This is a genomic window from Pseudomonas sp. MWU12-2029, assembly GCF_023242425.1.
Taxonomy (GTDB): Bacteria; Pseudomonadota; Gammaproteobacteria; order Pseudomonadales; family Pseudomonadaceae; genus Aquipseudomonas; species Aquipseudomonas kribbensis.
This window is the reverse complement of the sequence record NZ_JALJDY010000016.1, coordinates 1-22,549: the sequence shown is the minus strand read 5'-3', so window position 1 is coordinate 22,549 and position 22,549 is coordinate 1. Positions and strand designations below refer to the sequence as shown.

At 61.1% G+C, this 22,549-nt stretch carries 21 protein-coding genes and 1 riboswitch; of the genes, 14 read left to right on the top strand and 7 right to left on the bottom strand.

Going from position 1 to position 22,549, the window contains the following annotated elements:
* Nucleotides 1-35: 35 nt before the first annotated feature.
* Nucleotides 36-1,346 (bottom strand): MFS transporter, encoded by a 1,311-nt coding sequence (locus M5B44_RS27410; protein ID WP_248741158.1) that lies wholly within the window; start codon nt 1,344-1,346, stop codon nt 36-38.
* Nucleotides 1,347-1,728: 382 nt separating this feature from the next.
* Between M5B44_RS27410 and yddG the strand changes: the two genes are divergently transcribed.
* Nucleotides 1,729-2,628: an aromatic amino acid DMT transporter YddG gene (gene yddG, locus M5B44_RS27405; protein WP_318653960.1), complete on the top strand. Its 900-nt coding sequence runs from the start codon at nt 1,729-1,731 to the stop codon at nt 2,626-2,628.
* Nucleotides 2,629-2,655: 27 nt separating this feature from the next.
* Here the strand turns inward: yddG and M5B44_RS27400 are convergent, their stop codons facing one another.
* The 3 genes from M5B44_RS27400 to M5B44_RS27390 form a co-directional block, all read right to left on the bottom strand.
* A complete protein-coding gene (locus tag M5B44_RS27400; RefSeq protein ID WP_248741157.1) occupies nt 2,656-3,891 on the bottom strand; it encodes an aromatic ring-hydroxylating oxygenase subunit alpha in 1,236 nt (411 codons plus the stop codon).
* 103 nt (nt 3,892-3,994) lie between these two features.
* Complete coding sequence (locus tag M5B44_RS27395) at nt 3,995-5,335, bottom strand: MmgE/PrpD family protein (protein ID WP_248741156.1); 1,341 nt, start codon at nt 5,333-5,335, stop codon at nt 3,995-3,997.
* A 123-nt stretch (nt 5,336-5,458) separates the two neighbouring features.
* Nucleotides 5,459-6,418, bottom strand: coding sequence for a LysR family transcriptional regulator (locus M5B44_RS27390; protein ID WP_114882519.1), 960 nt, complete (start codon nt 6,416-6,418; stop codon nt 5,459-5,461).
* A 366-nt stretch (nt 6,419-6,784) separates the two neighbouring features.
* On the opposite strand from M5B44_RS27390, the gene M5B44_RS27385 reads away from it, so the two are divergent.
* From M5B44_RS27385 to M5B44_RS27350, 8 genes are all read left to right on the top strand, one after another.
* A complete protein-coding gene (locus M5B44_RS27385) occupies nt 6,785-7,819 on the top strand; it encodes a quaternary amine ABC transporter ATP-binding protein (protein ID WP_248741155.1) in 1,035 nt (344 codons plus the stop codon).
* 54 nt (nt 7,820-7,873) lie between these two features.
* Nucleotides 7,874-8,827, top strand: a complete 954-nt coding sequence (gene proW, locus M5B44_RS27380) for a glycine betaine/L-proline ABC transporter permease ProW (protein ID WP_085708380.1) — start codon at nt 7,874-7,876, stop codon at nt 8,825-8,827.
* 42 nt (nt 8,828-8,869) lie between these two features.
* The gene (gene proX / locus M5B44_RS27375) at nt 8,870-9,892 is read left to right on the top strand and encodes a glycine betaine/L-proline ABC transporter substrate-binding protein ProX (RefSeq protein ID WP_248741154.1); all 1,023 of its coding nucleotides are present in this window, start codon (nt 8,870-8,872) and stop codon (nt 9,890-9,892) included.
* A gap of 165 nt (nt 9,893-10,057) precedes the next feature.
* Nucleotides 10,058-11,374 (top strand): NAD(P)/FAD-dependent oxidoreductase, encoded by a 1,317-nt coding sequence (locus M5B44_RS27370; RefSeq protein WP_248741153.1) that lies wholly within the window; start codon nt 10,058-10,060, stop codon nt 11,372-11,374.
* Between the two features lie 63 nt (nt 11,375-11,437).
* Nucleotides 11,438-12,766, top strand: coding sequence for an MFS transporter (locus M5B44_RS27365; RefSeq protein ID WP_248741152.1), 1,329 nt, complete (start codon nt 11,438-11,440; stop codon nt 12,764-12,766).
* Nucleotides 12,767-12,832: 66 nt separating this feature from the next.
* Nucleotides 12,833-13,735: a dihydrodipicolinate synthase family protein gene (locus tag M5B44_RS27360; protein WP_248741151.1), complete on the top strand. Its 903-nt coding sequence runs from the start codon at nt 12,833-12,835 to the stop codon at nt 13,733-13,735.
* A 1-nt stretch (nt 13,736) separates the two neighbouring features.
* A complete protein-coding gene (locus M5B44_RS27355) occupies nt 13,737-15,227 on the top strand; it encodes an aldehyde dehydrogenase (RefSeq protein WP_248741150.1) in 1,491 nt (496 codons plus the stop codon).
* 127 nt (nt 15,228-15,354) lie between these two features.
* Nucleotides 15,355-16,380 (top strand): GlxA family transcriptional regulator, encoded by a 1,026-nt coding sequence (locus M5B44_RS27350; protein WP_248741149.1) that lies wholly within the window; start codon nt 15,355-15,357, stop codon nt 16,378-16,380.
* Between the two features lie 21 nt (nt 16,381-16,401).
* Here M5B44_RS27350 and M5B44_RS27345 read toward each other — a convergent pair whose 3' ends face one another.
* A complete protein-coding gene (locus M5B44_RS27345) occupies nt 16,402-17,463 on the bottom strand; it encodes an alpha/beta fold hydrolase (protein WP_248741148.1) in 1,062 nt (353 codons plus the stop codon).
* Between the two features lie 220 nt (nt 17,464-17,683).
* On the bottom strand, nt 17,684-17,878 hold the full coding sequence (locus M5B44_RS27340; RefSeq protein WP_085708371.1) for a PLDc N-terminal domain-containing protein: 195 nt from the start codon (nt 17,876-17,878) through the stop codon (nt 17,684-17,686).
* Between the two features lie 160 nt (nt 17,879-18,038).
* Between M5B44_RS27340 and M5B44_RS27335 the strand changes: the two genes are divergently transcribed.
* Genes M5B44_RS27335 through M5B44_RS27325 form a run of 3 tightly spaced genes read left to right on the top strand, consistent with a single transcriptional unit; the run spans nt 18,039 to nt 20,272 of the window.
* Nucleotides 18,039-18,875 carry an AraC family transcriptional regulator gene (locus M5B44_RS27335; protein ID WP_248741147.1) on the top strand — a complete coding sequence of 279 codons (837 nt, stop codon included), beginning with the start codon at nt 18,039-18,041 and terminating at the stop codon, nt 18,873-18,875.
* A 51-nt stretch (nt 18,876-18,926) separates the two neighbouring features.
* Nucleotides 18,927-19,523 (top strand): LysE family translocator, encoded by a 597-nt coding sequence (locus M5B44_RS27330; protein ID WP_248741146.1) that lies wholly within the window; start codon nt 18,927-18,929, stop codon nt 19,521-19,523.
* A 53-nt stretch (nt 19,524-19,576) separates the two neighbouring features.
* Nucleotides 19,577-20,272: a tRNA (adenine(22)-N(1))-methyltransferase gene (locus tag M5B44_RS27325; protein ID WP_248741145.1), complete on the top strand. Its 696-nt coding sequence runs from the start codon at nt 19,577-19,579 to the stop codon at nt 20,270-20,272.
* Nucleotides 20,273-20,333: 61 nt separating this feature from the next.
* Here M5B44_RS27325 and M5B44_RS27320 read toward each other — a convergent pair whose 3' ends face one another.
* Nucleotides 20,334-20,927 carry an isochorismatase family protein gene (locus M5B44_RS27320; RefSeq protein WP_248741144.1) on the bottom strand — a complete coding sequence of 198 codons (594 nt, stop codon included), beginning with the start codon at nt 20,925-20,927 and terminating at the stop codon, nt 20,334-20,336.
* Nucleotides 20,928-21,029: 102 nt separating this feature from the next.
* On the opposite strand from M5B44_RS27320, the gene M5B44_RS27315 reads away from it, so the two are divergent.
* Both M5B44_RS27315 and M5B44_RS27310 read left to right on the top strand, forming a co-directional pair.
* Nucleotides 21,030-21,911 (top strand): LysR family transcriptional regulator, encoded by an 882-nt coding sequence (locus M5B44_RS27315; RefSeq protein WP_248741143.1) that lies wholly within the window; start codon nt 21,030-21,032, stop codon nt 21,909-21,911.
* A 68-nt stretch (nt 21,912-21,979) separates the two neighbouring features.
* The gene (locus M5B44_RS27310; protein ID WP_248741142.1) at nt 21,980-22,144 is read left to right on the top strand and encodes a DUF2986 domain-containing protein; all 165 of its coding nucleotides are present in this window, start codon (nt 21,980-21,982) and stop codon (nt 22,142-22,144) included.
* A gap of 285 nt (nt 22,145-22,429) precedes the next feature.
* Nucleotides 22,430-22,490, bottom strand: a riboswitch (Fluoride riboswitch).
* Nucleotides 22,491-22,549: the final 59 nt, after the last annotated feature.

Sequence of the window (22,549 nt, the reverse complement as noted above, 5' to 3'; positions counted from 1 at the left end):
CGAAAGTCACCGGTTTTTTTATGCCTGCCAGAAACTCAACTGGCTTCGTAGCGCGATGCCGTTGGCGGCGCCGCTTCGCCACTCAACGCATCGACCATCGGCGGATGGTCCTGCGCGGCCTGACGCAGATCTTCGGTCACCCGCAGCTCTGCGCCAGTTGGCGAGAACGTCGCTGCCGCCGCAAACGGTGCCGGGTTGGCCGGTACCGGACGCTTGCCACGACGCCAGAAGAAGAACGTCACCATGGCCAGGTTGACCAGCGCGAAGGCCCAGAACAGGCCGGTTTCGCCATGGGCGTTCATCGCCGGCGAGATCAGCAGCGGGCTCATCGCCGAGCCCAGCGAGTTGATCAGCAGCATGCCCTGAATCATCGGCACCAGGGTTTCCACCGGCGCACGGTCGGCAGCATGGCTGACCGCCACCGGGTACAGCGCGAACACGCCGCCGCCCAGCAGGAACAGCATCGCCGCGAGCATGGCCGAGGACAGCGGCACCAGCACGATCACCAGCGACAGCACGGTGCACGCGGCGCACAGTACGGTCAGCACTTGCAGTCGATCCTTGCGGTCGGACCAGCGCCCGACCGGGTATTGCAGGAGCATCGCGCCGAGGACCGTCCAGGCCATCATGCTGCCGACTTCGCCGACGTTCAGGCCGATGCGTTGCAGGTACAACGGCAGCAGGGTGTATATCGCGGCGATAGTCACGCCGGAACCGAAGCAGCCGACCAGTCCGGTAGGCGATACGCCGAGCAAGGCCCGTGGTTTGAGAGGTTCGACCTGTTCCAGCAACGGCGAAACGCGCGGCAGGATCACGATCGGCAGCACCGACAATGTCGCCAGCATGCCGGCGACCATGAACGGAGCGGTGTCGCCCAGCCCGGTGATTCTCCCCAAAAACGCCTGACCCAGCACCCCGGCGCCGTAGAGGACGATCATGTACAGCGCCAGCAGACGCCCGCGAATCTTCGCGTCACCGGCCAGCAGCAGCCAGCTCTCGATCACCAGAAACACGCCGACCGTGGCCCAGCCGTTGATCAGGCGCAGCACGACCCAGCCCCAGGTGTCATAAAACAGCCCTTGCAGCAGGATGGTCGCGGCGATCAGCGAGGCGAAGCTGCTGTAGGCACGGATATGGCCGATGCGCAGGATCAGCCGGTCGTTGAAGATCGCGCCCAGGGTCAGGCCGATGAAATAGGCCGAGGACACGATGCCGATCATCGTCGCCGATTCGCCGGCCGCGCCCAGGCGCAAGGTGGTCAAAGAAGACAGAAAGCCGTTGCCCAGGGCAACAATGAATAGCCCGAGCAGGGGCGCCAGCGCCATGGCCAGCAAACGCGGTGTCATAAAAACCTCAAGTGATCGAACAGCGGAACGTGCGCCTCTGCGCATGCGAGTGCCAAGCCGAAGTGTGTTGAAGACAAACGACCGCCGAACGGGCAGGACGATTGAGCCTGGCTGACTTCGTGAAAGTCGCCGGCTGTTCAAACCTGAGGGTTGTCATGGCTGCGGGCAGGCGCCGGTCGGGCGACTGCAAGAGGAGGCGCGATTTTAAGCCTTGTGCGGCGTTTGCCAAGGTGCCGGGCCTGCGACGTTGGGACGCAGGCCGGATCGATAAAGACAGGATCGATAACGGCAGCGCATTCTTTGCCCGGAGGAAAAGTAGCTGTATCAATGCGGTTTCCCTCGTTAGCCTGTACGGTCGAATCGAGATATTGATCCAGAGGCAATGATGCAGATAAGAGGCGAGCGTGCCGCCACGGCGTGCGGGCTGTTGGCGATTGTGTTGTGGAGCACCGCCGCCGGGTTGATCAGGGGCGTCAGTGAACATTTCGGCCCGCTCGGCGGGGCGGCGATGATTTACACCCTGGGGGCGATCCTGCTGGTGATGTTTCTCGGGCGACCGCGTCTTCGTTCCACGTCAACACTGTATCTCCTGCTCGGCAGTGCATTGTTCGTTGCGTATGAGGTGTGCCTGTCTTTGGCGCTGGGTTTTGCCAGTGACCGGCAACAGTCCATCGAACTGGGCGTGGTCAATTACCTGTGGCCGTGCCTGACCGTGGTGCTGGCGATCTTCATGAACGGGCAGAAGACCCGCTGGTTCATCGTTCCCGGCAGTGCACTCGCGCTGTTCGGCATCCTCTGGGTGGTCAGCGGTCAGGGCCTGTCGCTGCCGGGGATCATCGCCAACGTCAATTCCAACCCGCTGAGTTACAGCCTGGCGCTGGCTTGTGCGATCACGTTTGCGCTGTATTGCAACGTCACGCGCCGCTACGCCAACGGGCAGAGTCTGGTGGTGCTGTTTTTTGTGCTGACGGCGATTGTGCTGTGGGTGAAGTGGAGCTTCAGCAGTGAACGGATTTCCGCCTTCACTCTTAGCAACTCCCTGGAGCTGATCGCCACCGGCATCGCCATGGCCGGCGGTTATGCGTTGTGGAACATCGGCATCTTGCGCGGCAATCTGACCTTGCTGGCCACCGCGTCCTACGGCGCACCGGTACTGTCGTCGGCGTTCGCCGCGCTGTGGCTGGGCGTCAGTTTGCAGATGCAGTTCTGGCAGGGTGCGGTGCTGGTGACCGCAGGTTCGCTGATCTGCTGGCAGGCGACGCGGCAACGTCAGATCTCCTGAAAAAACCGGCGTTGCCGCGAATGCCAATCAGCCTACGGACTTCAACGGAACCGGCCCCTTGAGCCGGTCCGTCATCGTGGCGCAGTACCAGTCATCGAACTGGCAGACGCCGGTTTCCGCCGTTTCCGAGTAGGGCCCCGGTTCATAGGACGGGGACGTCACGCCGCGCTGGGTGCCTTCGACCAGCGTGCGGTCCTGATCGTTGGTGGCGACCCAGACTTTGGTCAGGCGTTCGAGGTCGTAATCCACGCCTTCCATCGCGGTGTCGGGCACCAGCCATTTGGTGGTGACCATGGTTTGCGTGGCGCTGATCGGCAGCACCCGGAAGCTCAGCGCGTGGTCGCCGAGGAAGTGGTTCCAGGTGGACGGGTAGTGGAAATAGAGCAGGGCGCCGATGTCCGGCTCGGCGGTCTTGTCCAGACGCCCGTTCACCGCCGGCTTGCCGTCCATGGTGTAGCTGACGGCCCCGGACGACAGCGGAATGCGGGTCATGCGGTACTGGCCGTTGATGTCCATCACTAGGCGGCTCGGCAATCCGGCCTTCTCGCAGGTGTTCCAGTAGGCGGTCAGGTGCGGATCATCCTCGCCGCCGGCGCCGCCCACGGACGGGTTGTCGACGTAGGATTTCAGCAGTTCGGGGTGGGAGCCGTCGCAGTGGTAGCACTCGCGGTTGTTCTCGAACACCAATTTCCAGTTGCCTTGCTCAATGATGGTCGACTCGAACGCCACTTTGCAGTGGTCCAGATAATGCGGGGCAATGAACGGGCTGACTGCTTTGCGAAAGCCTTCGAAGTCCGGTGCCCTAGTAGCGACACAGACATAGATGTAGCTGTGCACGATCTCGCAGTGCACGGACTTGAGGTTGTACTGGGCCTTGTCGAAATCCTGGCCCATGTTGCCGGCGAACAGCAGATTGCCGTCCAGCTCGTAGGTCCACTTGTGATAGGGACAGACCATCTTCGCGACCTTGCCGTGCTCGTGTTCGCAGATCTTGGCGCCGCGATGGCGGCAGGCGTTATGAAACGCCCGGACTTCGCCATCCTTGCCACGCACCACGGCGACCGGGTAATCGCCGATCTGCAGGGTGAAGTACTGGCCGGGCTTGGCAATTTCGAAGGTGTGCCCGGCGAAAATCCAGTCCTTGTGCCAGATCTGTTCAAGGTCCTGGCGGTAGACGTTTTCATCCTGGTAGAGGGCGCCCGGTAGGGAGTGCCAGGGTTTGCGCTGGGCGATCAGGTCAGCCACGGTGTCTTTATTGTTCATTGTTATCCTCGTCATGCGCGTAGGGCCGGAACGGGTTCCAGCCTATCTGTGCCGGGAAAGCCGTCACAAACGACATTTCCTGCGGGCAATCGATGCGTTGAGGTTATGGGTGAATCCGTTCGAAGATCGGCTCAAGCGTGGCGATGGCCGACGCAGACTGGCCCAGATCGCGAATCGCCTGTTTCACCGCGAGGCTGCGTTCGTGGCCGAGGCTTGAGGCGAACAGGTCGAACTTCTGCTCCAGTTCTTCCCGGCTCAGGGCCGTTTCGGGATCGCCCCGTGCGGCGGTGATCGGGCTGACGAGCACGTTGCCGTTTTTCAGCGTGACGGTGACGCGCGAGAGGATTTCATTGGGGAACCGCGCGGAAATATCGGCCGCCTCGACGATCTCGATGCGTGCGCTCAAGGCGCGAATGTCGGCGGCGTGGATCGATTCGCCGGTGACTTCGTCCGGCCCGAGTTTGCCCCTGACGATCAGCGCCGCCAGCGGAAAGGCCAGGGCGTATTGCGCCTGATCGGCATCCGCCGGGGTGTGGCCTTGCAGGCACATCGACTCATAAAAGGTCTCGACGCGGATGGTCTCGATTACCTCGGCGTCGAGCCCAGGATGATCCTGTTGCAGTTGCAGCATCGCGGTCAGCGCCGGTTGCGCCCAGCGGCACACGGGCCAGGGTTTGAAATACTGACTGTCGATTTCCCAGCGCTGACCGAGGTCGAGCCAGTGCTCGGCCACCGAAGCGTCCTCGACGGTTTCCGCCGGCGCTCCGGTCACGCCTTCCTTGGCCATCAACAGCGCATTCAATCCGACAAAGGCGCCGCTGCCGTGGGCGTCGCGCAACATGGTCGGAAACGCGATCAGGCGCATCATCGGGCAACGGGCGCTGAAGTACTCGGCAATGCCCAAGGCATGGCGGAACGTCGGCTCGTCAAAACCGAGCAGCCGGGCACCGGCGCAAACCACGCCAATCGCCGAAAAGCCGCCGGACGCGTGATAAGTCGGGGAGGTCGCCATCAGCGCCGTTCCGGCGCGCAGCCCGGTTTCATAACCGATGCACAGCGCGCTCAACAGCTCATGCCCGCTGACTTCCTTGCCTTGGTGATGCAGGGCATCGGCGAGGGCGAGCAGGGCCGGCACCACGGTTGCGCCGGCGTGCCCCTTGGATCGGAAGTGGCCTTCGTGGGCGTCGAGGCTGTCGGCGGAAAAGCCGCCGGCCCAACCCGCGCCCAGCAGGTTCACGCGTTGACCGTCGAACAGCAGACGGCTGCCGAACTCGCCGGCGGGGTAGTGGGCAACGACAAAACGGCGCAGCGCCACACTGGTGTCATTGGACGCGGCACCGGCCATGACGCCGACGATATCCAGCAGGCTGTTCTGCAGGATATTCCGGGTCTTGGCCGGGGCCTGGAGGAAATCAAAGTCGCGGCAGAATTCGTAGAGTGACATTCAACAATTCCTTCCTGTGAGGGGAGCCGGCCAGATCCCGGCCGGCGCCGCTCCACAATGAGTCAGGAAGGTTGTGCGGCTCCAACGACATTTTCGTCGGGCAATTGATAACCAAATCGATGGCTAACGGCGGGGAAACTTCGACAGGATCCACTCGCGAAACCGCCGTAGCGCGTCTTCGTTGTCGGCGTTCTCGCGGCAGCTCAGGTAGTGCCAGCTGTTGCGCAGTTGCACTTCCTGTTCGATCGGACGCACCAGCAAGCCGCGCTGCAACAGCGGCGCAACCAGATGATTCCAGCCCAGCGCGATGCCTTGATGAGTCAGCACCATACTGATCAGCAGGTTGTAGTCGTTGGCGTTGAAAATCTGCGGACTGGTCGCCGGGCGGTCGTCGATGTCGATGGACTGAAACGCCAGCCACACGCCCCAGTCGACATGCTCGGCCACTTGCGAACGCCCGTAGGGGCTGAGGTTGAGCAGGGCCGAATCGCGCACGCCTTCGATGGTGGCGATTTCCGGGTGCTGCTCCAGATACTGAGGCGTGCACACCGGGTAGATCAGGTCATGGCACAGCGGGTAGCTGCGATAGCCTTCGCGGATGCGCGAAATCTTGGTGATGAACACGTCGGGCTGCACGCCCGGTTCCATGGTCAGGAAGTTCTGGGTGGTGATCAGGTTCAGCTCGATGCCTTCGCTCTGGGCGAAGAACTCCGGCAGATGATTCGACAGCCACAGCGCCGAGAACGCCGGGGAGCAACAGATGGTCAGCACCTTCTTGACCGACTGACTGCTGCGGATGCGCTCGGCGGCCTGGGCGATGTTCACGAACGACAGCTGAGCGGCGTCGAAAAACAGCGCACCTGCCGAAGTAAGCTCTACGGCCCGCCCGACGCGGGTGAACAACTGCGCCCCCAGGTAGCTTTCCAGTTCGCGGATCTGCCGGCTGATCGCGGCTTGGGAAACGCACAATGCTTCGGCAGCACGGGTAAAACTCTGGTACTTGGCGGCTGCGACAAATGCCTTTACGGCCCGCAAGGACGGCATCTTCAGCAAGATGGTGTCTGGGTCGACATGCTTGGTCATTTGTACGGCCTCCTCACGATACGGCTCCCGGGCGAAGCGCGACGAGGGTAGCCCAAGCCTGCGCGCAGGGATACGCCGGCGTCGCAGCAAGGATAGTCGCGGTCGCTGGCAGGCGATGCCGGCTGCCAGCGGCGGATGCCGGCCTGATCGATAACCCGACGTTATCAACATGCCCCTGTAAATGTCGTTGGATTAAGCAGGGGGATGCTAATAAATTTGAAACGTCCCTCGTTCCTGGAGTCCCAAAAATAATAAAAGGAAACCCGTCGTGACGACTTATAACTATTACCGCTGCCGCTCTAAAACCGTTTCGCTCGATTGCATATTGTTTGAATTTGAATATGCACAACGCGATGGAGGCAAGGTATGACTCGCTCCGACGAAATAATTTGCGTGAAGAATGTTTATAAAGTCTTCGGCACTCAGCCAGCACTGGCCATGAAGTTGATCGAAGAGGGCGCCTCGAAAGCCGAAGTCTTCAAAAAGACCGGCCAGGCCATCGGTGTATTCGATGCCAACTTCTCGGTCAAGCGAGGCGAGATCTTTGTCATCATGGGGTTGTCCGGCTCGGGCAAATCGACCATGGTCCGACTGTTCAATCGCCTGATCGAACCGACCTCCGGCAGCATCTTTCTGAATGGCCGGGAAATCACCGGACTGGGCGACAAGGACCTGTTGCAAGTGCGCCGCAAAGACATGGGCATGGTCTTCCAGTCGTTTGCCTTGATGCCGCACATGAGCGTCATCGACAACGTCAGCTTCGGCCTGGAAATCAGCGGAGTCGGCGAAAAGGAACGCTACTGCCGGGCCATGGGCGCCCTTGAGCAGGTCGGGCTTTCCGGGCAGGAAATGTGCTTCCCTCATCAGCTCTCCGGCGGCATGCAACAGCGGGTTGGCCTGGCCCGGGCGCTGGCCAATGACCCGGCCATCCTGCTGATGGACGAAGCGTTCTCCGCCCTCGATCCGATGATCCGCAGCGAGATGCAGGGCGAGCTGATCAAGCTTCAGGCCGAGCAGGATCGCACCATCATTTTCATCTCCCACGACATTGAAGAAGCCGTGCGCATCGGCCATCGCATCGCGATCATGGAAGGTGGGCGGGTGGTGCAGATCGGTACGCCCCGTGAGCTGCTGTGCAACCCGGTGAACCAATATGTCCGGGACTTCTTCAACGGTTTCGATACCAGCCGGATATTGCGCGCCGGCGATATCGCACAAGCCGATTCCGGCATTGTTTATGAACCGGGTCGTCAAACTCCGATAAAGGCTGATGCTTCCTTGCGCGAGATCTTTCATCTTGTTGCAGCATCTTCAACACCAATGCCGGTAGTTGATGAAGTTGGACTTTATAAAGGGTCGATCTCGCAAGGGCATCTATTAAGTTGCCTGGGCAATAGCTGAGATCCTGTTTTAAAAAAAGAATGGTCACGCAGTCCGCAAGTGCGAGGTAGTGTCATGTCTGACTTTAACTTTCTGGATCCCTTCCAGAGTTTGAATATCCCCCTGGGGTCGTGGGTTGAAACCGCCCTCAAATATCTGGTGCATAACTTCCGGGATGTCTTCCGCTCGATTCGCTGGCCGGTCGATCAAGTGCTCGACGGCGTCCAGTGGGGGCTGCTTTCGCTGCCGCCGACGGTTTTCATCATCATCGCCGGGCTGATCAGCTGGCAGATCGGCGGCAAACGCATTGCGATCTTCAGCGTGGCGACCTTGACCGGGCTCGGGCTGATCGGCGTGTGGAACGACGCGATGGTCACCCTGGCGCTGGTGCTGACCTCGCTGTTGTTCTGCGCGGTGATCGGCATTCCGCTGGGCATCCTGTGTGCCCGCAGCGACCGCACGGAAATGATCATCCGCCCGGTGCTCGACGCCATGCAGACCCTGCCGGCATTCGTGTACCTGGTGCCGGTGGTGATGTTGTTCGGCATCGGCAACGTGCCCGGTGTGATCGTCACGATCATCTTCTCCGTCGCGCCGCTGGTGCGCCTGACCAACCTCGGCATCCGTCAGGTGCCGGCGGACAAGGTCGAGGCGGCGCGGGCCTTTGGCTGCACACCGATGCAGATGCTGATGAAGGTTCAACTGCCGCTGGCCGCGCCGACCATGATGGCCGGCTTGAACCAGACCTTGATGCTGTCGCTGTCGATGGTGGTGGTCGCCTCGATGATCTCGGTCGGCGGGCTGGGGCTGATGGTGCTCAGCGGCATCGGTCGCCTCGACATGGGCCTGGCCAGCGTCGGCGGAGCAGGGCTGGTGTTGCTGGCGGTGTTCCTCGATCGCCTGACCCAGGCCATGGGTGAACGCAGCAGCGATCTGGCCACCGGACAGCGCTGGTATGAGAGCGGGCCGGTCGGCCTGGTCATGAAGTTGAAGAAAAAGAAGAACGTTGCTCGTGCGGTCATTAACTGAACCTTTCTGCTCACCGATTAAAACTCCAAAGCGTGGTGAAACATGAAACTGGCAAATCTCAAGAAAAGCGTCGTGGCAGGTGTGGTTGCTTCCTTGCTGGGCACGGTGCTGTGTTCGGCAGCCTATGCGGCCGATGCCAACAAACCCGGCGCCGGTGTGTCGATCACGCCGATTTTCCCGACCATCGCCGAAGAGCGCTTTCGCGGTGAAGTGGTGATCGCCGGGCTCAAGGAACTGGGCTACGACGTCAAACAGCCGAAGGAAACCGATTACCCGGCGATGTTCCTCGCGCTGTCCTACGGCGACGCGGACTTCACCGTGCATGAGTGGGAGCACCTGCACGAAGCCTTTTACGAGAAGGCCGGTGGCGATGACGTGATGGTCAAGGTCGGGCAGATCATGAAAGGCGTGCTGCAGGGTTACCTGATCGACAAGAAAACCGCAGACGCCTATCACATCAAGGATCTGTCGGATCTAAAGAAACCGGAGATCGCCAAGCTGTTCGACAGCAACGGTGACGGCAAGGCCGACCTGACCGGTTGCAACCCGGGCTGGGGCTGCGAAGTGATGGTCGAACACCACATGAAGGCTTACGGCCTGGAACCGACCGTTGTCGACAACCGCGGCTCGTACTTCGCCTTGATGGCCGACACCATTGCCCGCTACCAGCAAGGCAAACCGGTGCTGTTCTTTACCTGGGTGCCGCAGTGGATTTCCAGCGTGCTGGTCGAAGGGCGCGACGTGGTCTGGCTACCGGTGCCTTACACCGATCTGCCTGACGGCAAGGAAAGCAAGGACACCTTCTACGAAGGCAAGAACCTCGGCTTCCCGGTGGACACGATCAATGCCGTCATGAACAAGGAATTCGCCGAGAAGAACCCGGTAGCCCGCAAGTTCCTCTCCGAAGTCAGCATCAGCACCGCCGACGAAAGTGCGCAGAACCTGAAGATGCAGAACGGCGAAAAGTCCCTGGCCGACATCAAGCGCCACGCTGCCGAATGGATCAAGGCCCACCAGCAAAGTTATGACGGCTGGCTGAGCGATGCGCGGGCGGCGGCCAAGTAAGCGGGTTGTTCGTTAGTTCGAGTGGCGGTTATCCCGTGGCGTAAAGCCGTCATTCAAACGCATTCATTTACGCAACTTTGATGGCTGTTTTCATTCAACGCGATTCCGCGCGTTCGCTTCGTGTCGGGTTCGATTTGTCATTTCAACAATAAACGGTTCAACACTATGAAAGTCAGTTCGCTGCCCGCCGATGATGACAGCTGTGGCTGGTTCCACCTGAGCCGGCCACGCAGCCCCGAGCCTGGCCATCGCGGCCACCGTTCGGCGCGTTGGGTCGTCGTCGGTGCCGGCTTCACCGGGCTGGCGGCGGCACGCCAGCTCGCGCTGAACTTCCCCGACGAGGAAGTGGTGCTGATCGAAGCGCAGGAAGTGGGGTTGGGGCCGTCCGGTCGCAATGCCGGTTTCGCGATCGATCTGCCCCATGACATCGGGGCCGAGGACTATATCGGTGATATCGACCTGGCCAGGATCAGTCTGAAGCTGAACCTGGAAGGTCAGTCGATCCTGCGCAATCTGGTCGATCAGTTCGGTATCGATTGCCAGATGAAAGCCTGCGGCAAGTATCAGGCTGCCGTGGAAGAACGCGGGATCGCGGTGCTGGAGGCTTATCGCCGAGGGCTCGACAAGCTCGGTCAGCCGTATCAGATGATCGAGGCCGAAGAATTGCCCGAGCATCTGGGCACTCGTTTTTACCGCAAGGCGCTATTCACTCCCGGCGCGGTGCTGGTTCAGCCGTCGGCGCTGGTCAAGGGACTGGCGGACAGTCTGCCGGCCAACGTCACCCTGTACGAACGCACGCCGATTCTGGAAGTGGAGTACGGCGCCAAAACCTTGCTCAAGCACGCTCACGGCAGCATCACCGCCGACAAACTGATCCTCGCCAACAACTCGTTCGGCATGCGCTTCGGTTTTCTGCAGGGCCGCATGTTGCCGATCTACACCTACGCCAGCATCACCCGCCCGCTGACCGACGAGGAGCAGGCGCGTCTGGGCGGCAAACCGTTCTGGGGCGCGATCCCCGCCGATCCGTTCGGCACCACGGTGCGGCGCACCCCCGACAACCGTTTGTTGATCCGCAACAGCTTCAGCTTCAACCCCGATGGCCGCAGCAACAGCAAATACAACGAGCGCTTCGTGCACCGTCACCGCGCCTCGTTCGATCAGCGCTTCCCGATGCTGCCGGGGGTGCAATTCGAATACACCTGGGGCGGGGCGCTGGCCATGTCGAGGAACCACAACGGCTTCTTCGGCGAACTGGCGCCGAACGTTTACGGCGCGCTGGGCTGCAATGGCCTGGGCGTCACCCGTGGCACGGTCACCGGCAAGTTGCTGGCCGACTGGTTGGCCGGGCAGCGCGACGGCTTGATCGATTTCCTGTTGCAGGCTCCGGGGCCGACGGGCAACCCGCCCGAACCGTTTCTGTCGCTGGGCGTGAACATGAACCTGAAGTGGGGGCAATACCGCGCCGGCCGCGAAAGTTGAACGCTCATGGCCCGCGATTCGCGATGAGCTGAAGTAACGATGCACTGAATACAAGGACAAGAAATGAACAACGTTGCTGTATCAATCGAGGACGTACCGCTCAATGGTTTTCATCGTCTGCTGACGATCCGTTCGGCCGGTGGCTCCTTTGTCGACGGGTATGTTCTGAGCATCATCGGCGTGGCGCTGGTGCATATGTCCAGGTCTCTGGCGCTGGACGATTTCTGGGAAGGCATGATCGCCGCCTCGGCGCTGATCGGCATTTTCTTCGGCGGTTTTCTCGGCGGCTGGCTGACTGATGTTTTGGGGCGCAAGCGTCTGCTGTTTGTCGGGCCGACCCTGTTCATCGTGGCATCGCTGGCGCAACTGTGGGTCGATTCGGCGTTGGCGCTGTTTGTCCTGCGGCTGCTGCTGGGGGTGGCGGTCGGCATCGAGTACCCGGTGGCGACTTCGCTGCTGGTCGAGTTCATGCCGCGCAAGTATCGCGGCCCGCGTCTGGCGACACTGACAATCATGTGGTTCGCCGGAGCAGCGATGGCGTATGTGGTGGGCGAACTGATGTTCAAGCTGTGGGGCTCCGATGCCTGGCGGCTGGTGCTGGCCAGCGCGGCGGTCATCGGCGCGATGCTGTTTCTGGTGCGCATCGGCACACCCGAATCGCCGCGCTGGCTGTTGAGCAAGGGCCGCGCCGCCGAAGCCGAGGCTGTCATCAAACAGGTCTACGGCAACGACTTCTCCCTGGCCAATCTTCCCGAGCACCGGGTGGGCGAGAAGCTGACGATCCTTAACCTGCTGCACTCCGGCTACGGCAAGCGGATGCTGTTTGTCGTGGTGTTCTGGACCTGTTCGGTGGTGCCGCTGTTTGCCGTGTATGCCTATGCGCCGAAGGTGCTGGCCGCGCTGAATCTGCAGGGCGACTGGTCATCCCTGGGCTCGGTGGCGATTACCTTGTTCTTTGTCATCGGCTGCGTGATTTCGACCCGAATCATCAACCGCGTCGGCCGACGCAATCTGCTGATCTACAGCTTTCTCTGCTCCGGCCTTGCGCTGCTGGGGCTGGCCATCGGTCACGCCGGGCCCAACGCGCTGGTGCTCGCGTTCTTTGCCGTTTACGCCTTGTTCATCGGCGGCGCCCAGGTGCTGACGCTGGTGTACCCCAATGAACTGTTTCCCACGGAAATCCGCGCCTTCGCGGTCGGTGTCGGCACCTCACTGTCGCGCATCGGCGCGGCGGCGGGGACTTATCTGGTGCCGGTTTCCCTGAGCACGCTGGGCATCGCCCAGACCATGTACATCGCGGCGGCCGTCACCTTGGTCGGCCTGGTGCTGTCGTGGGTGCTCGCGCCGGAAACCCGCTCGCTCAACCTGCAACAGGCTGCCTCGCTGAATTGAACCTTGCCCGGGCCGTAGCGGCGTCGGGCCAACGAATTGAACACTGTAATCACTGGAGAAAACCCTATGAACTTTGACGGCATCTTTACCCCTGCCATTACGCCTTTGTCCGCCGATGGCCAGATCGATTACTCGGTCTTCGCCGAAGTGCTCGAGTATCTGATCGAGTCGCGGGTTCACGGCATCGTCATCGGTGGTTCGACCGGTGAGTACTACGCCCACACCACCGCTGAGCGGCTGAAAGTGGCCGAGCGCGCCAGGGAAGTGATCAATGGCCGCATTCCGCTGGTGATCGGCACTGGCGGGATCCGCACCGAAGATGCGGTGGCCTTCGCCGAGCATGCCAAGTCGATCGAGGCCGACGCGATTCTGGTGGGCTCACCGCCGTATGCCTTGCCGACGCAAAAGGAAATCGCCGCCCACGTGCTGGCCGTGGACAAGGCGGCCGGCCTGCCGATCATGCTCTACAACTATCCGACGCGGATGGGCGTAGCGATGGGCCCTGAGTTCTTCGAAGCGATTGCCGGTTGCAAGAACATCGTCGCGATCAAGGAAAGCTCCGGCGACACCGCCCAGTTGCACCGTCTGGCGCATTCGCACCCCTCGATCCAGCTGTCTTGCGGCTGGGACGACATGGCCCTGGAGTTCTTCGCCTGGGGCGCGCGCAGCTGGGTCTGTGCCGGTTCGAACTTCATTCCGGCCGAGCACATCGCGCTGTACGAAGCCTGCGTTCTGGAGAAGAACTTCGACAAGGGCCGGCGGATCATGTCGGCGCTGTTACCGCTGATGGACGTGCTGGAAAGCGGCAAGTTCGTTCAGTCGATCAAGCACGGCAGCGAGCTGGTCGGCCTGCGTGCCGGCGGCGTGCGCAAACCGATGCAAGCGCTGGATGCGTCCGAGAAGGAAGTGCTGGAAAGCGTGATCAAAACCCTGAAGCAGAATGTGGCGCGCATCGTCGCGGAGGTTTGAAATGGCCGATCTTCTGAGTCAAGCGCAATACCGCGAACTGGCGGCGAAGCTTGAATTTCGCAATCAGGCGTTCATCAACGGCGAGTTTCGCAGCGCGCTGTCCGGCAAGACGTTCACCACGACCAACCCGGCCACTGAAGCGGTGTTAACCGAGATTACCGCCTGCGGTGCCCAGGACGTGGACGTTGCTGTCGCCGCCGCCAAGGCTGCGTTCGAGGACGGGCGCTGGCAAGGGCTGGCCCCGTCGGCGCGCAAATCGGTGTTGCTGCGGTTCGCCCAATTGCTCGACGACCACTCCCATGAACTGGCGGTGTTGGAAAGCCTCGACAGCGGCAAACCGATCCGTGAATGCCAGAACATCGATGTGCCCGAGACAATTCATACCCTGCGCTGGCACGCCGAACTGATCGACAAGATCTACGACTCGACCGCACCGACCGGTAACGGCGCGGTGACCATGGTGGTGCGCGAACCGATTGGCGTGGTCGGCCTGGTGTTGCCGTGGAATTTCCCGCTGCTGATGCTCGCGTGGAAGATCGGCCCGTCGCTGGCCGCCGGTTGCTCCATCGTGGTCAAACCGGCCAAGGAAACCACCCTGAGCACCCTGCGCGTGGCCGAACTGGCGCATCAGGCCGGGATTCCCGCCGGCGTGTTCAACGTGGTGCCCGGCGGCGGCAAGGAAGCGGGCGAACCGCTGGGCCGTCACCCGGACGTCGCCATGGTCAGCTTCACCGGGTCCACCGACACCGGGCGGTTGTTCCTCAAGTATTCCAGCGAATCCAACCTGAAACGCATCGTGCTGGAGTGCGGCGGCAAGAACCCGGCGGTGGTGATGAACGATGTCGAAGACGTCGATCTGGTCGCCCAGCACGTGGTCAACGGCGCGTTCTGGAACATGGGTGAAAACTGCTCGGCGTCGTCGCGGCTGATCGTGCACACCGACATCAAGGACCAACTGCTCCAGCGCGTGCGGGTGCATCTGGCTGACTGGAAAATGGGCGATCCACTGGACCCGGAAAACCGTCTGGGCTCGATGATCAGCAAGGCGCATTTCGAGAAGGTCCGTTCGTACCTCGACCATGCCCGGGATGAGAATCTTTCGGTGTTGGCGGGGGGCAACACGGCCGACAACATTTTCGTCGAGCCGACCATCGTCGATGGCGTCAGCCGTGACAGTCGTCTGTTCCAGGAAGAAATCTTCGGCCCGGTGCTGAGCGTGACCACGTTCAGCTCGGTCGACGAGGCGATCAGCCTGGCCAACGACACGGCTTATGGCCTGGCAGCCTCGGCCTACACAGGCAGCCTGCGCCATGCGCTGAAACTCTCGCGGGGCATTCGCGCCGGTATCGTCACCGTGAACTGCTTCGGCGAAGGCGATGCGTCGACGCCTTTCGGCGGCTACAAGGAGTCCGGTTTCGGCGGGCGTGACAAGTCGATCTGGGCCCATGACCAGTACACCGAGCTGAAAACCATCTGGATCGACGCGTCCTGATTCATCGCGGTTTTTCGCAGGTCTTTTTCGCCCCGATCGGCACGTTTGTACCGGTTGGGGCGAATTGCATTCATTCCCGAGTATTTTGCCGCCCCGGCGGTTAGCATGGCGGCATAACAAGTAACTGATGGACCGCATCTTGATCGAACGACGTCAATTCAGCGGTGGCATGAAGGGCAAGAACCTTCGCTACCTGAACGAGCCTTCCTCCGGGGCGGGGCGCATGACCCGTACCGGGTTCGTGCTGCTGGAGCATTTTTCCCTGCCGGCCTTCACCCAGGCGCTGGACACCCTTGTCACCGCCAATCTGCTGCGTCCCGGTCTGTTTTCCACCCGCACTTTTGGCCTGAGCGACGGTGAAGTGATCAGCGACCTTGGGCTGGTAATCCGCCCGGATTCACGGCTTGACGCGAGTGTGTTGCAGGAACTGGATCTGCTGGTGATCTGCGGCGGTTACCGCACGGAATTGAAGGCCAGTGACGAGTTCATCGGCCTGCTGAAAATGGCCGCCGAGGCCGGCGTGCTGTTGGCCGGGTTGTGGAACGGTTCGTGGTTTCTGGGCCGGGCAGGGGTGCTGGAAGGGTATCGCTGTGCGATTCACCCGGAGCATCGACCGGCGCTGGCGGAAATCTCCAAGGCCACCCAGGTCAGCAGCGAGCCTTATGTGATCGACCGCGACCGGTTGACGGCGTCGAGCCCGTCCGGTGCATTCCACATGGCACTGGACTGGATCAAGGGCCTGCACGACAAGGCGCTGGTCGAGGGCATCGAAGACATTCTGGCGTTCGAGGAATCGCGCTACCGGCGGATCAAACCCACCGAAAACATCAGCGTCAGTGCGCCGTTGCGCGAAGTGGTGAAGCTGATGGACGCCAACCTCGAAGAGCCGCTGGAGCTGGAACAACTGGCAGTGTACGCCGGGCGTTCCCGGCGTCAGCTGGAGCGGCTGTTCAAGGAACAACTGGGCACCACGCCGCAGCGTTATTACATGGAACTGCGCATCACTGAGGCCCGGCGTTTGTTGCAGCACACCGAGCTGTCCCAGGTGGATGTGTTGGTGGCTTGCGGGTTCGTCTCGCCAAGCCATTTCAGCAAGTGCTACAGCGCCTATTTCGGTTATCGGCCGTCCAAGGAAAAACGGCTCGTCAAATGACGAGCCGTTCGGCGTATTGCTTCAGAGGTGATCGGCGTCGATAATTGCCTTGGCGAAGGTCTGCGGACTTTCCTGCGGCAGGTTGTGGCCGATGCCGCCGTTGATCAGACGGAACTCATATTTGCCGGTAAAGCGTTTTGCGTAATCCTCGGGCGCCGGGTGTGGGGCGCCGTTGGCATCGCCTTCCAGGGTGATGGTTGGCACGCTGATCGACGGCGCGGTGGCGAGTTTCTGCTCCAGCGCTTCGTACTGGCTTTCACCCTGCACCAGGCCCAGGCGCCAGCGGTAGTTGAACACGGTGATGGCGACGTGATCCGGGTTCTCCAGAGCCTTGGCGCTGCGGTCGAAGGTGGCATCGTCCAGCGCCCATTTCGGTGAGGCGGTTTGCCAGATCAGCTTGGCGAAATCGTGGGTGTTCTTGGCGTAACCGGCCGCACCACGGTCGGTGGCGAAGTAGAACTGATACCACCATTGCAGCTCGGCCTTGGGCGGCAGCGGGTTCTTACCGGCGGCCTGATTGCCGATCAGGTAGCCGCTGACCGACACCAGCGCTTTGACGCGCTCAGGCCACAGCGCCGAGACGATATCCGCCGAACGTGCGCCCCAGTCGTAGCCGCCGAGTACGGCTTGTTTGATTTTCAGTGCATCCATGAAATCGATCACGTCACTGGCGAGCGCCGCCGGCTGACCGTTGCGCACAGTCTTGTCGGAAAGGAAGTGCGTATCGCCATAACCCCGCGCATACGGCATCAGCACTCGATAACCCTTGGCCGCCAGAATCGGTGCGACTTCGTCGTAGCTGTGAATGTCGTAGGGCCAGCCGTGCAGCAGAATCACCACCGGGCCATCGGCCGGGCCGGTTTCGGCGTAGGCCACGTCCAGCACACCGGCCTTCACATGTTTCAACGGGCCGAAGGGCAGGTCGGCGCTTACAGTGGCGGCTACGGTCTTGACCGGTTCCGGTGCCGCCGATTGAGCGTTGGCGAACGCGCCGAATTGCATCAGGGCGGTGGCGAGAATCGACAGGCCCAGCAGGCGGCGACGGGTGTTGCCGGTAGCGGTGGTGTGCAGTGCAGGTTTCATGGTCAGGCTCCTTTGCAATCGACGGGGATGGGGTTCTGGGTGAACCCTTCTGAACTGGAGCCCAGTAAAACCTGCTGGTGTATCCGTGCTGTTTCGGTTTTGCTCCCGAGTTAAGGGCGTGTGTATCAGCAGGCATCCCGTACACAGTGCGATACAAATCCGCCGTCCATGAAAAAGCCCCGAATGATCGGGGCCTGGTTGTTTTGCGCTTTTCGCAGATTCAGGCCTGGGTAATGTGTTTCGGTCCTGCCAGGGCCCAGGCGATCAGTCCCAGTAACGGTACAAACACGATCAGTACGATCCAGACGCCCTTGTTGCTCGATTTCCCTTCGCTCTTGCGTACCCGATTGATTGCCCACAGTTCGACGAGCAAAAGAATGATGGCCAGCACAATCCACGTGGTTTCGATTTGCATGAGCTACCTCCTGATGGTCATTCGGTTAGGCGGGCGGTGAAACCGAGGGTTCATTAAATTTGCGCCTGGCCTGCGTCAGTCAACCTGCACAAATCTTCTAAACGCTTCGATGTGAAGCGCGGTAAGTTAGGCATCGAACCCAATTCTCCGGAGCCTTTGCGTGGACAAACGCAACTGGATCGACCTGTCTCAGGATGCCGACACCGGCATCGAGTCGATCCGTGCCCATTTCCAGGGGCATGCCTACGATCCGCACTGGCATGACAGCTTTCTGGTGGGTGTCACCGAGCAAGGGGTTCAGCAGTTCGATTGCCGGCGGGTGAGACATTTCAGTACGCCGGGCAAGATTTTCATGCTGGAGCCAGAGGAGATCCACGACGGGCACGCGCCCACCGAGGAAGGTTTTACCTATTCCATGCTCTATCTCGATCCGCACTGGCTGGAGCGCGAGTTGCTGGCGCTGTTCGAGCAGGCGCCGGACAACAGTCAGCTCGGATTCGCCGACACCCTCAGCCAGGATCCGCGTCTGGCCACGTCCATCAATCAGGCCTTTCAGGCCCTGCATCACGGTGACCTGCGTATCGTCCGGCAGAGCGCGGTCGACCACTTGCTGGGGGCTTTGACGTCCCACCTCGACTGGCGCAAGCGTCAGGCGTTCGATCCACGCTTGCCGCGCGTGGCGCAGGTGGCGCGGGACTACCTGCATGCCCATGCCTTCGAAGACATCGGGCTGGATGATCTGGCCCGGGCCTGCGGGGTTGATCGCTTTCGGCTGACCCGGGCCTTCAAGTCGGCCTTCGGGCTCGCGCCCCACGGTTACTTGATCCAGTTGCGACTGGCTCGGGCCCGGCAATTGCTGGCGCGAGGCGAAACGCCCGTCGACGTCGCCAGTGCGCTGGGGTTTGCCGATCAAAGCCATCTCGGCCGCTGGTTTCGCCGCGCCTATCACCTGACGCCGGCGGACTATCGCAAGCGTTGCTCAAACCTTCCAGACTGAACGTCTCGCAACCGCGACCATGGACTCCTGTTCTGATCCGGAGTCCATCCCATGGAATCGTTGTTGCCCTTTCTGCTGTTTTCCTTCGTCGCCTCGATCACCCCAGGGCCGACCAATATTCTGGTGATGAGCCACAGTTCGCGGCGCGGGATGGTGGCCACGCTGCCGATCATCTTCGGTGCCTGTCTGTCGGCGGCGCTGGTGGTGCTGGTGGTCGGGCTCGGCGTGGGTGAAACGCTGCTGCGTTATCCCCGCGTGCAGCAGGCAATGGCCTGGGCCGGGGTGCTGTGGCTGAGCTGGCTGGCGTGGCAGATCTTCCGCAGTACGCCGCCGTCCCTTGACCCGGCAACGGCGGGTGAAGAAGGGGTCGGCGTTTATGGCGCCGCCGGCCTGCAACTGATCAATCCCAAGGTGTGGATGATGGCGGTGGCGGTGGTGAGCGTGTTTGGCGGAAATGGCGATGAACAGATGCGAATGCTGTTGCTGGCCTTTGTGTTTCTGCTGGTCTGCCTGCCGTGCATGACGGCGTGGGCGGTGCTGGGTGTGGGCAGTGCGCGGTTCTTTGGCTCGCCACGGGCATTCAGGCGCATGAATGCCGGGTTGGCGTTTTTGTTGTTGCTGTCGGCGTGGTTGACGGTGTTGGTGTAGTCCCCCCAGAATCGCGCCCCGATCCCGGATGCCCAAGTCGAAAGAGGTTGCGGTTGAACGAACAGACTTTGTCCATGCGCCTGGAGCGTGTCGCTGCGCACGTACCCGCCGGTGCGCGCCTGGCCGATATCGGCTCGGATCACGGCTACTTGCCGGTGGCGTTGATGCGTCGTGGTGCAATCGAGGCGGCGGTGGCGGGGGAGATGGCTCTGACACCGTTTCGCTCGGCTGAACGCACCGTTTGCGAGAACGATCTGCAGCAGCAGATCACCGTGCGTCTGGCCAATGGCTTGATGGCCGTGGAACCGGCTGATGGGATCAATGCGATTACGATGTGCGGCATGGGCGGCGAGACCATCCGCGACATTCTCGAAGCTGGCAAGGCGCGCCTGAGCGGCCTCGAACGCCTGATCCTGCAACCCAACGGCGGCGAGCAACCGCTGCGCCAATGGTTGATGGACAACGACTACCGGATCCTTTGCGAAGAAGTCCTGCGGGAAAACCGCTTCGACTACGAAATCATCGTCGCCGAGCGTGGCGAGCCGGTGATTTACTCCGCCGAAGAACTGTACTTCGGTCCGCTGCAATTGCAGGCCCGCAGCCCGGCGTTTGTCAGCAAGTGGCAGCACCGGTTACGGCACAAGCAACAGACCCTGAGCCACTTCGGGCGGGCGCGGCATGGGGTGTGCGAGCGCAAGGTGCAGGAGCTCACACAGCAGGTGCGGTGGATTACCGACGTGCTGGCTTGAGGTGACGTCTCCATTCGAGCGAGTCCGGGAGGCGCTATCCCGGGCTCGCCCGCTGACTGGCTCAGTTACCAAAAGACTCCATCAACACCTGAACCAGTTCGCCACCTTCTGGCGTCGCCCAGCTTCCCGCCAATTCGGCAATCAATTGATTGGTGCTCGTCAGCGTGACCCCGGCCTTGTCCATGCGACGCAATGCGATGTCATCGGCCATTTTGGTCGGTGAGGCACCGGCATCGGCGACCACCTGGACTTCATAGCCATCGCGCAGCAGCGAGAGCGCCGGGTAAACGGTGCAGACGTCGTTGGTCACGCCGGCGATGATGAGCTTCCGGCGCCCGGTGGCTTTCACGGCGGCGGCGAAGTGTTCGTCGTCCATCGCATTGACGATGCCGAGGCGCTTGATGCGGCTCGCGAATGCGGTCGGCAGGATCTGCTCAAGCTCGCTCAGAAGCGGGCCTTGTGCGTGCTCTTCCATGCTCGACGTCAACACGACGGGCATTTTCAGAATGCGCGCGGCCTTGGCGAGCATCAGGGCGTTGCGCTTGAGTTCTTCAAAGGGCATCGATCTGGCCCAGCCCATGGTGCCGACCTGGTGATCGATCAGCAGAAAGGCAGCATTGTCAGCGTTGAAACCTTCGGAAAAGGGTACGTTCATTGCGGTGCTCCTCAACAGTGTCGGGCGCATCTTCAGTCAATTCAAAAACGGGATAAATCCGGTTAAATTGAAATGACTGATCCATAGGTGGAGCAATGGGCGTTGGAATACTTGAATGACATGGCGTTGTTTGTGGAAGTCGTGAAGAGGCGTGGTTTTCGTGGGGCCGCGGAGTCGCTGGGCATGCCCAATTCAACGCTTTCCCGACGGATCAGTGGCCTGGAGAAATCCATTGGCCTGCGCCTGTTGCATCGCACCACACGCCGCATCGAACTGACGGAAGCGGGACAGCTTTACTACGAACGCTGCAAGCGGATTGTGGAAGAGGCGCGGCTGGCTCACGAGCAGTTGGGCGAGATGCTCGCAAGGCCGAGCGGGCTGCTGCGGGCCTCGCTGCCGGTGGATTTTGCCAACATTTACCTGGTGCCGCTCATTGCAGAGTTCTCCCGAGAATACCCCGGCATCCACTTCGATTTCGACCTCACACCGCATCAGGCAGACTTGATCAGCGATCCTGTAGACGTGGTCATTCGCATGGGGGAACCGCCCGACTCAAACCTGATCGCCCGCAGGCTCGCAAGTCTGAAACGCGGCCTCTACGCATCACCCGGATATCTGGATGTCGCCGGGGAACCGGAGCAACCCGCTCAACTGGTGAATCACGAATGCCTGAGAATGCGCGGTCCCGATGCTGACCGCTGGACGCTGACCAACGAGAAAGGAAGCGAGCAAGTGGCTGTCGGTGGGCGATTCGAAGTCAATAGCGTGGGCATGCTCCGGCGTCTGGCCTCTCTGGACCTGGGCATCGCGCTGTTACCGGATGGCATCGCAGCGCAGGACGTGGCGAGCGGTTCGTTGCGGCGCGTCTTGCCGCAATGGCAAGCCCCCCCGGTCCCGGTCTATGCGCTGACCGAGACCCGGCTGCTGCCGGCCAAGACCCAACGCTTCATCGAGTTTCTGCGCGACAGGCTCGATTGTGCGTAACGGATGCGGCGCAACCCGCCGGGTCGAAGCTGATATCATCCACCCACTTCCAAGCCAGGCAAGACACCATGAATCGTCAGAAGAAACTGCAACAACTCTTCAAGGAAAAATCCAGAAAGGCCAACGCCAAACTGGCGCCGAAAAGCAACAAGCCCAAGTACATCAGCAAGGCTGACCGCTTGAAGATGGAAGCTGAAGCCAGCCAGGAGCCGAGCCATTCCACTGAAGAGTGATGTGCTTTCTTCTTTAAAGGGGACAGATTTATTTTCAGAAAATAGAAAATAAATCTGTCCCCTTTAAAGCCCGTCCCCTTTAAAGCCCAACCAGGCGCCCAGTGAGGCACCTGCGGCAATGACCAGCAGTGATTTCAGCATGTCGGGGCCACCTCTTCAGGCTGTTGCGGCCAAACAGGGAGCAGAGGGGAAACGCGAAAAACGGCGGGTTGAATAAGTCGAATCATGATCCTGTCCTGGTGTAGTGGGACAGGGGAGGAGACACACCTACGCACCCTGTCCAGGGTTCACGTAGGCATCATCAGCACGAGGCGGTTTGAGGAGGAATGCCATCTCCTGGAAAAGATCCTATAGCCTCAGAGGTGGCGCTTCCACCACAAAAGGGGACAGATCTATTTTCAGGGG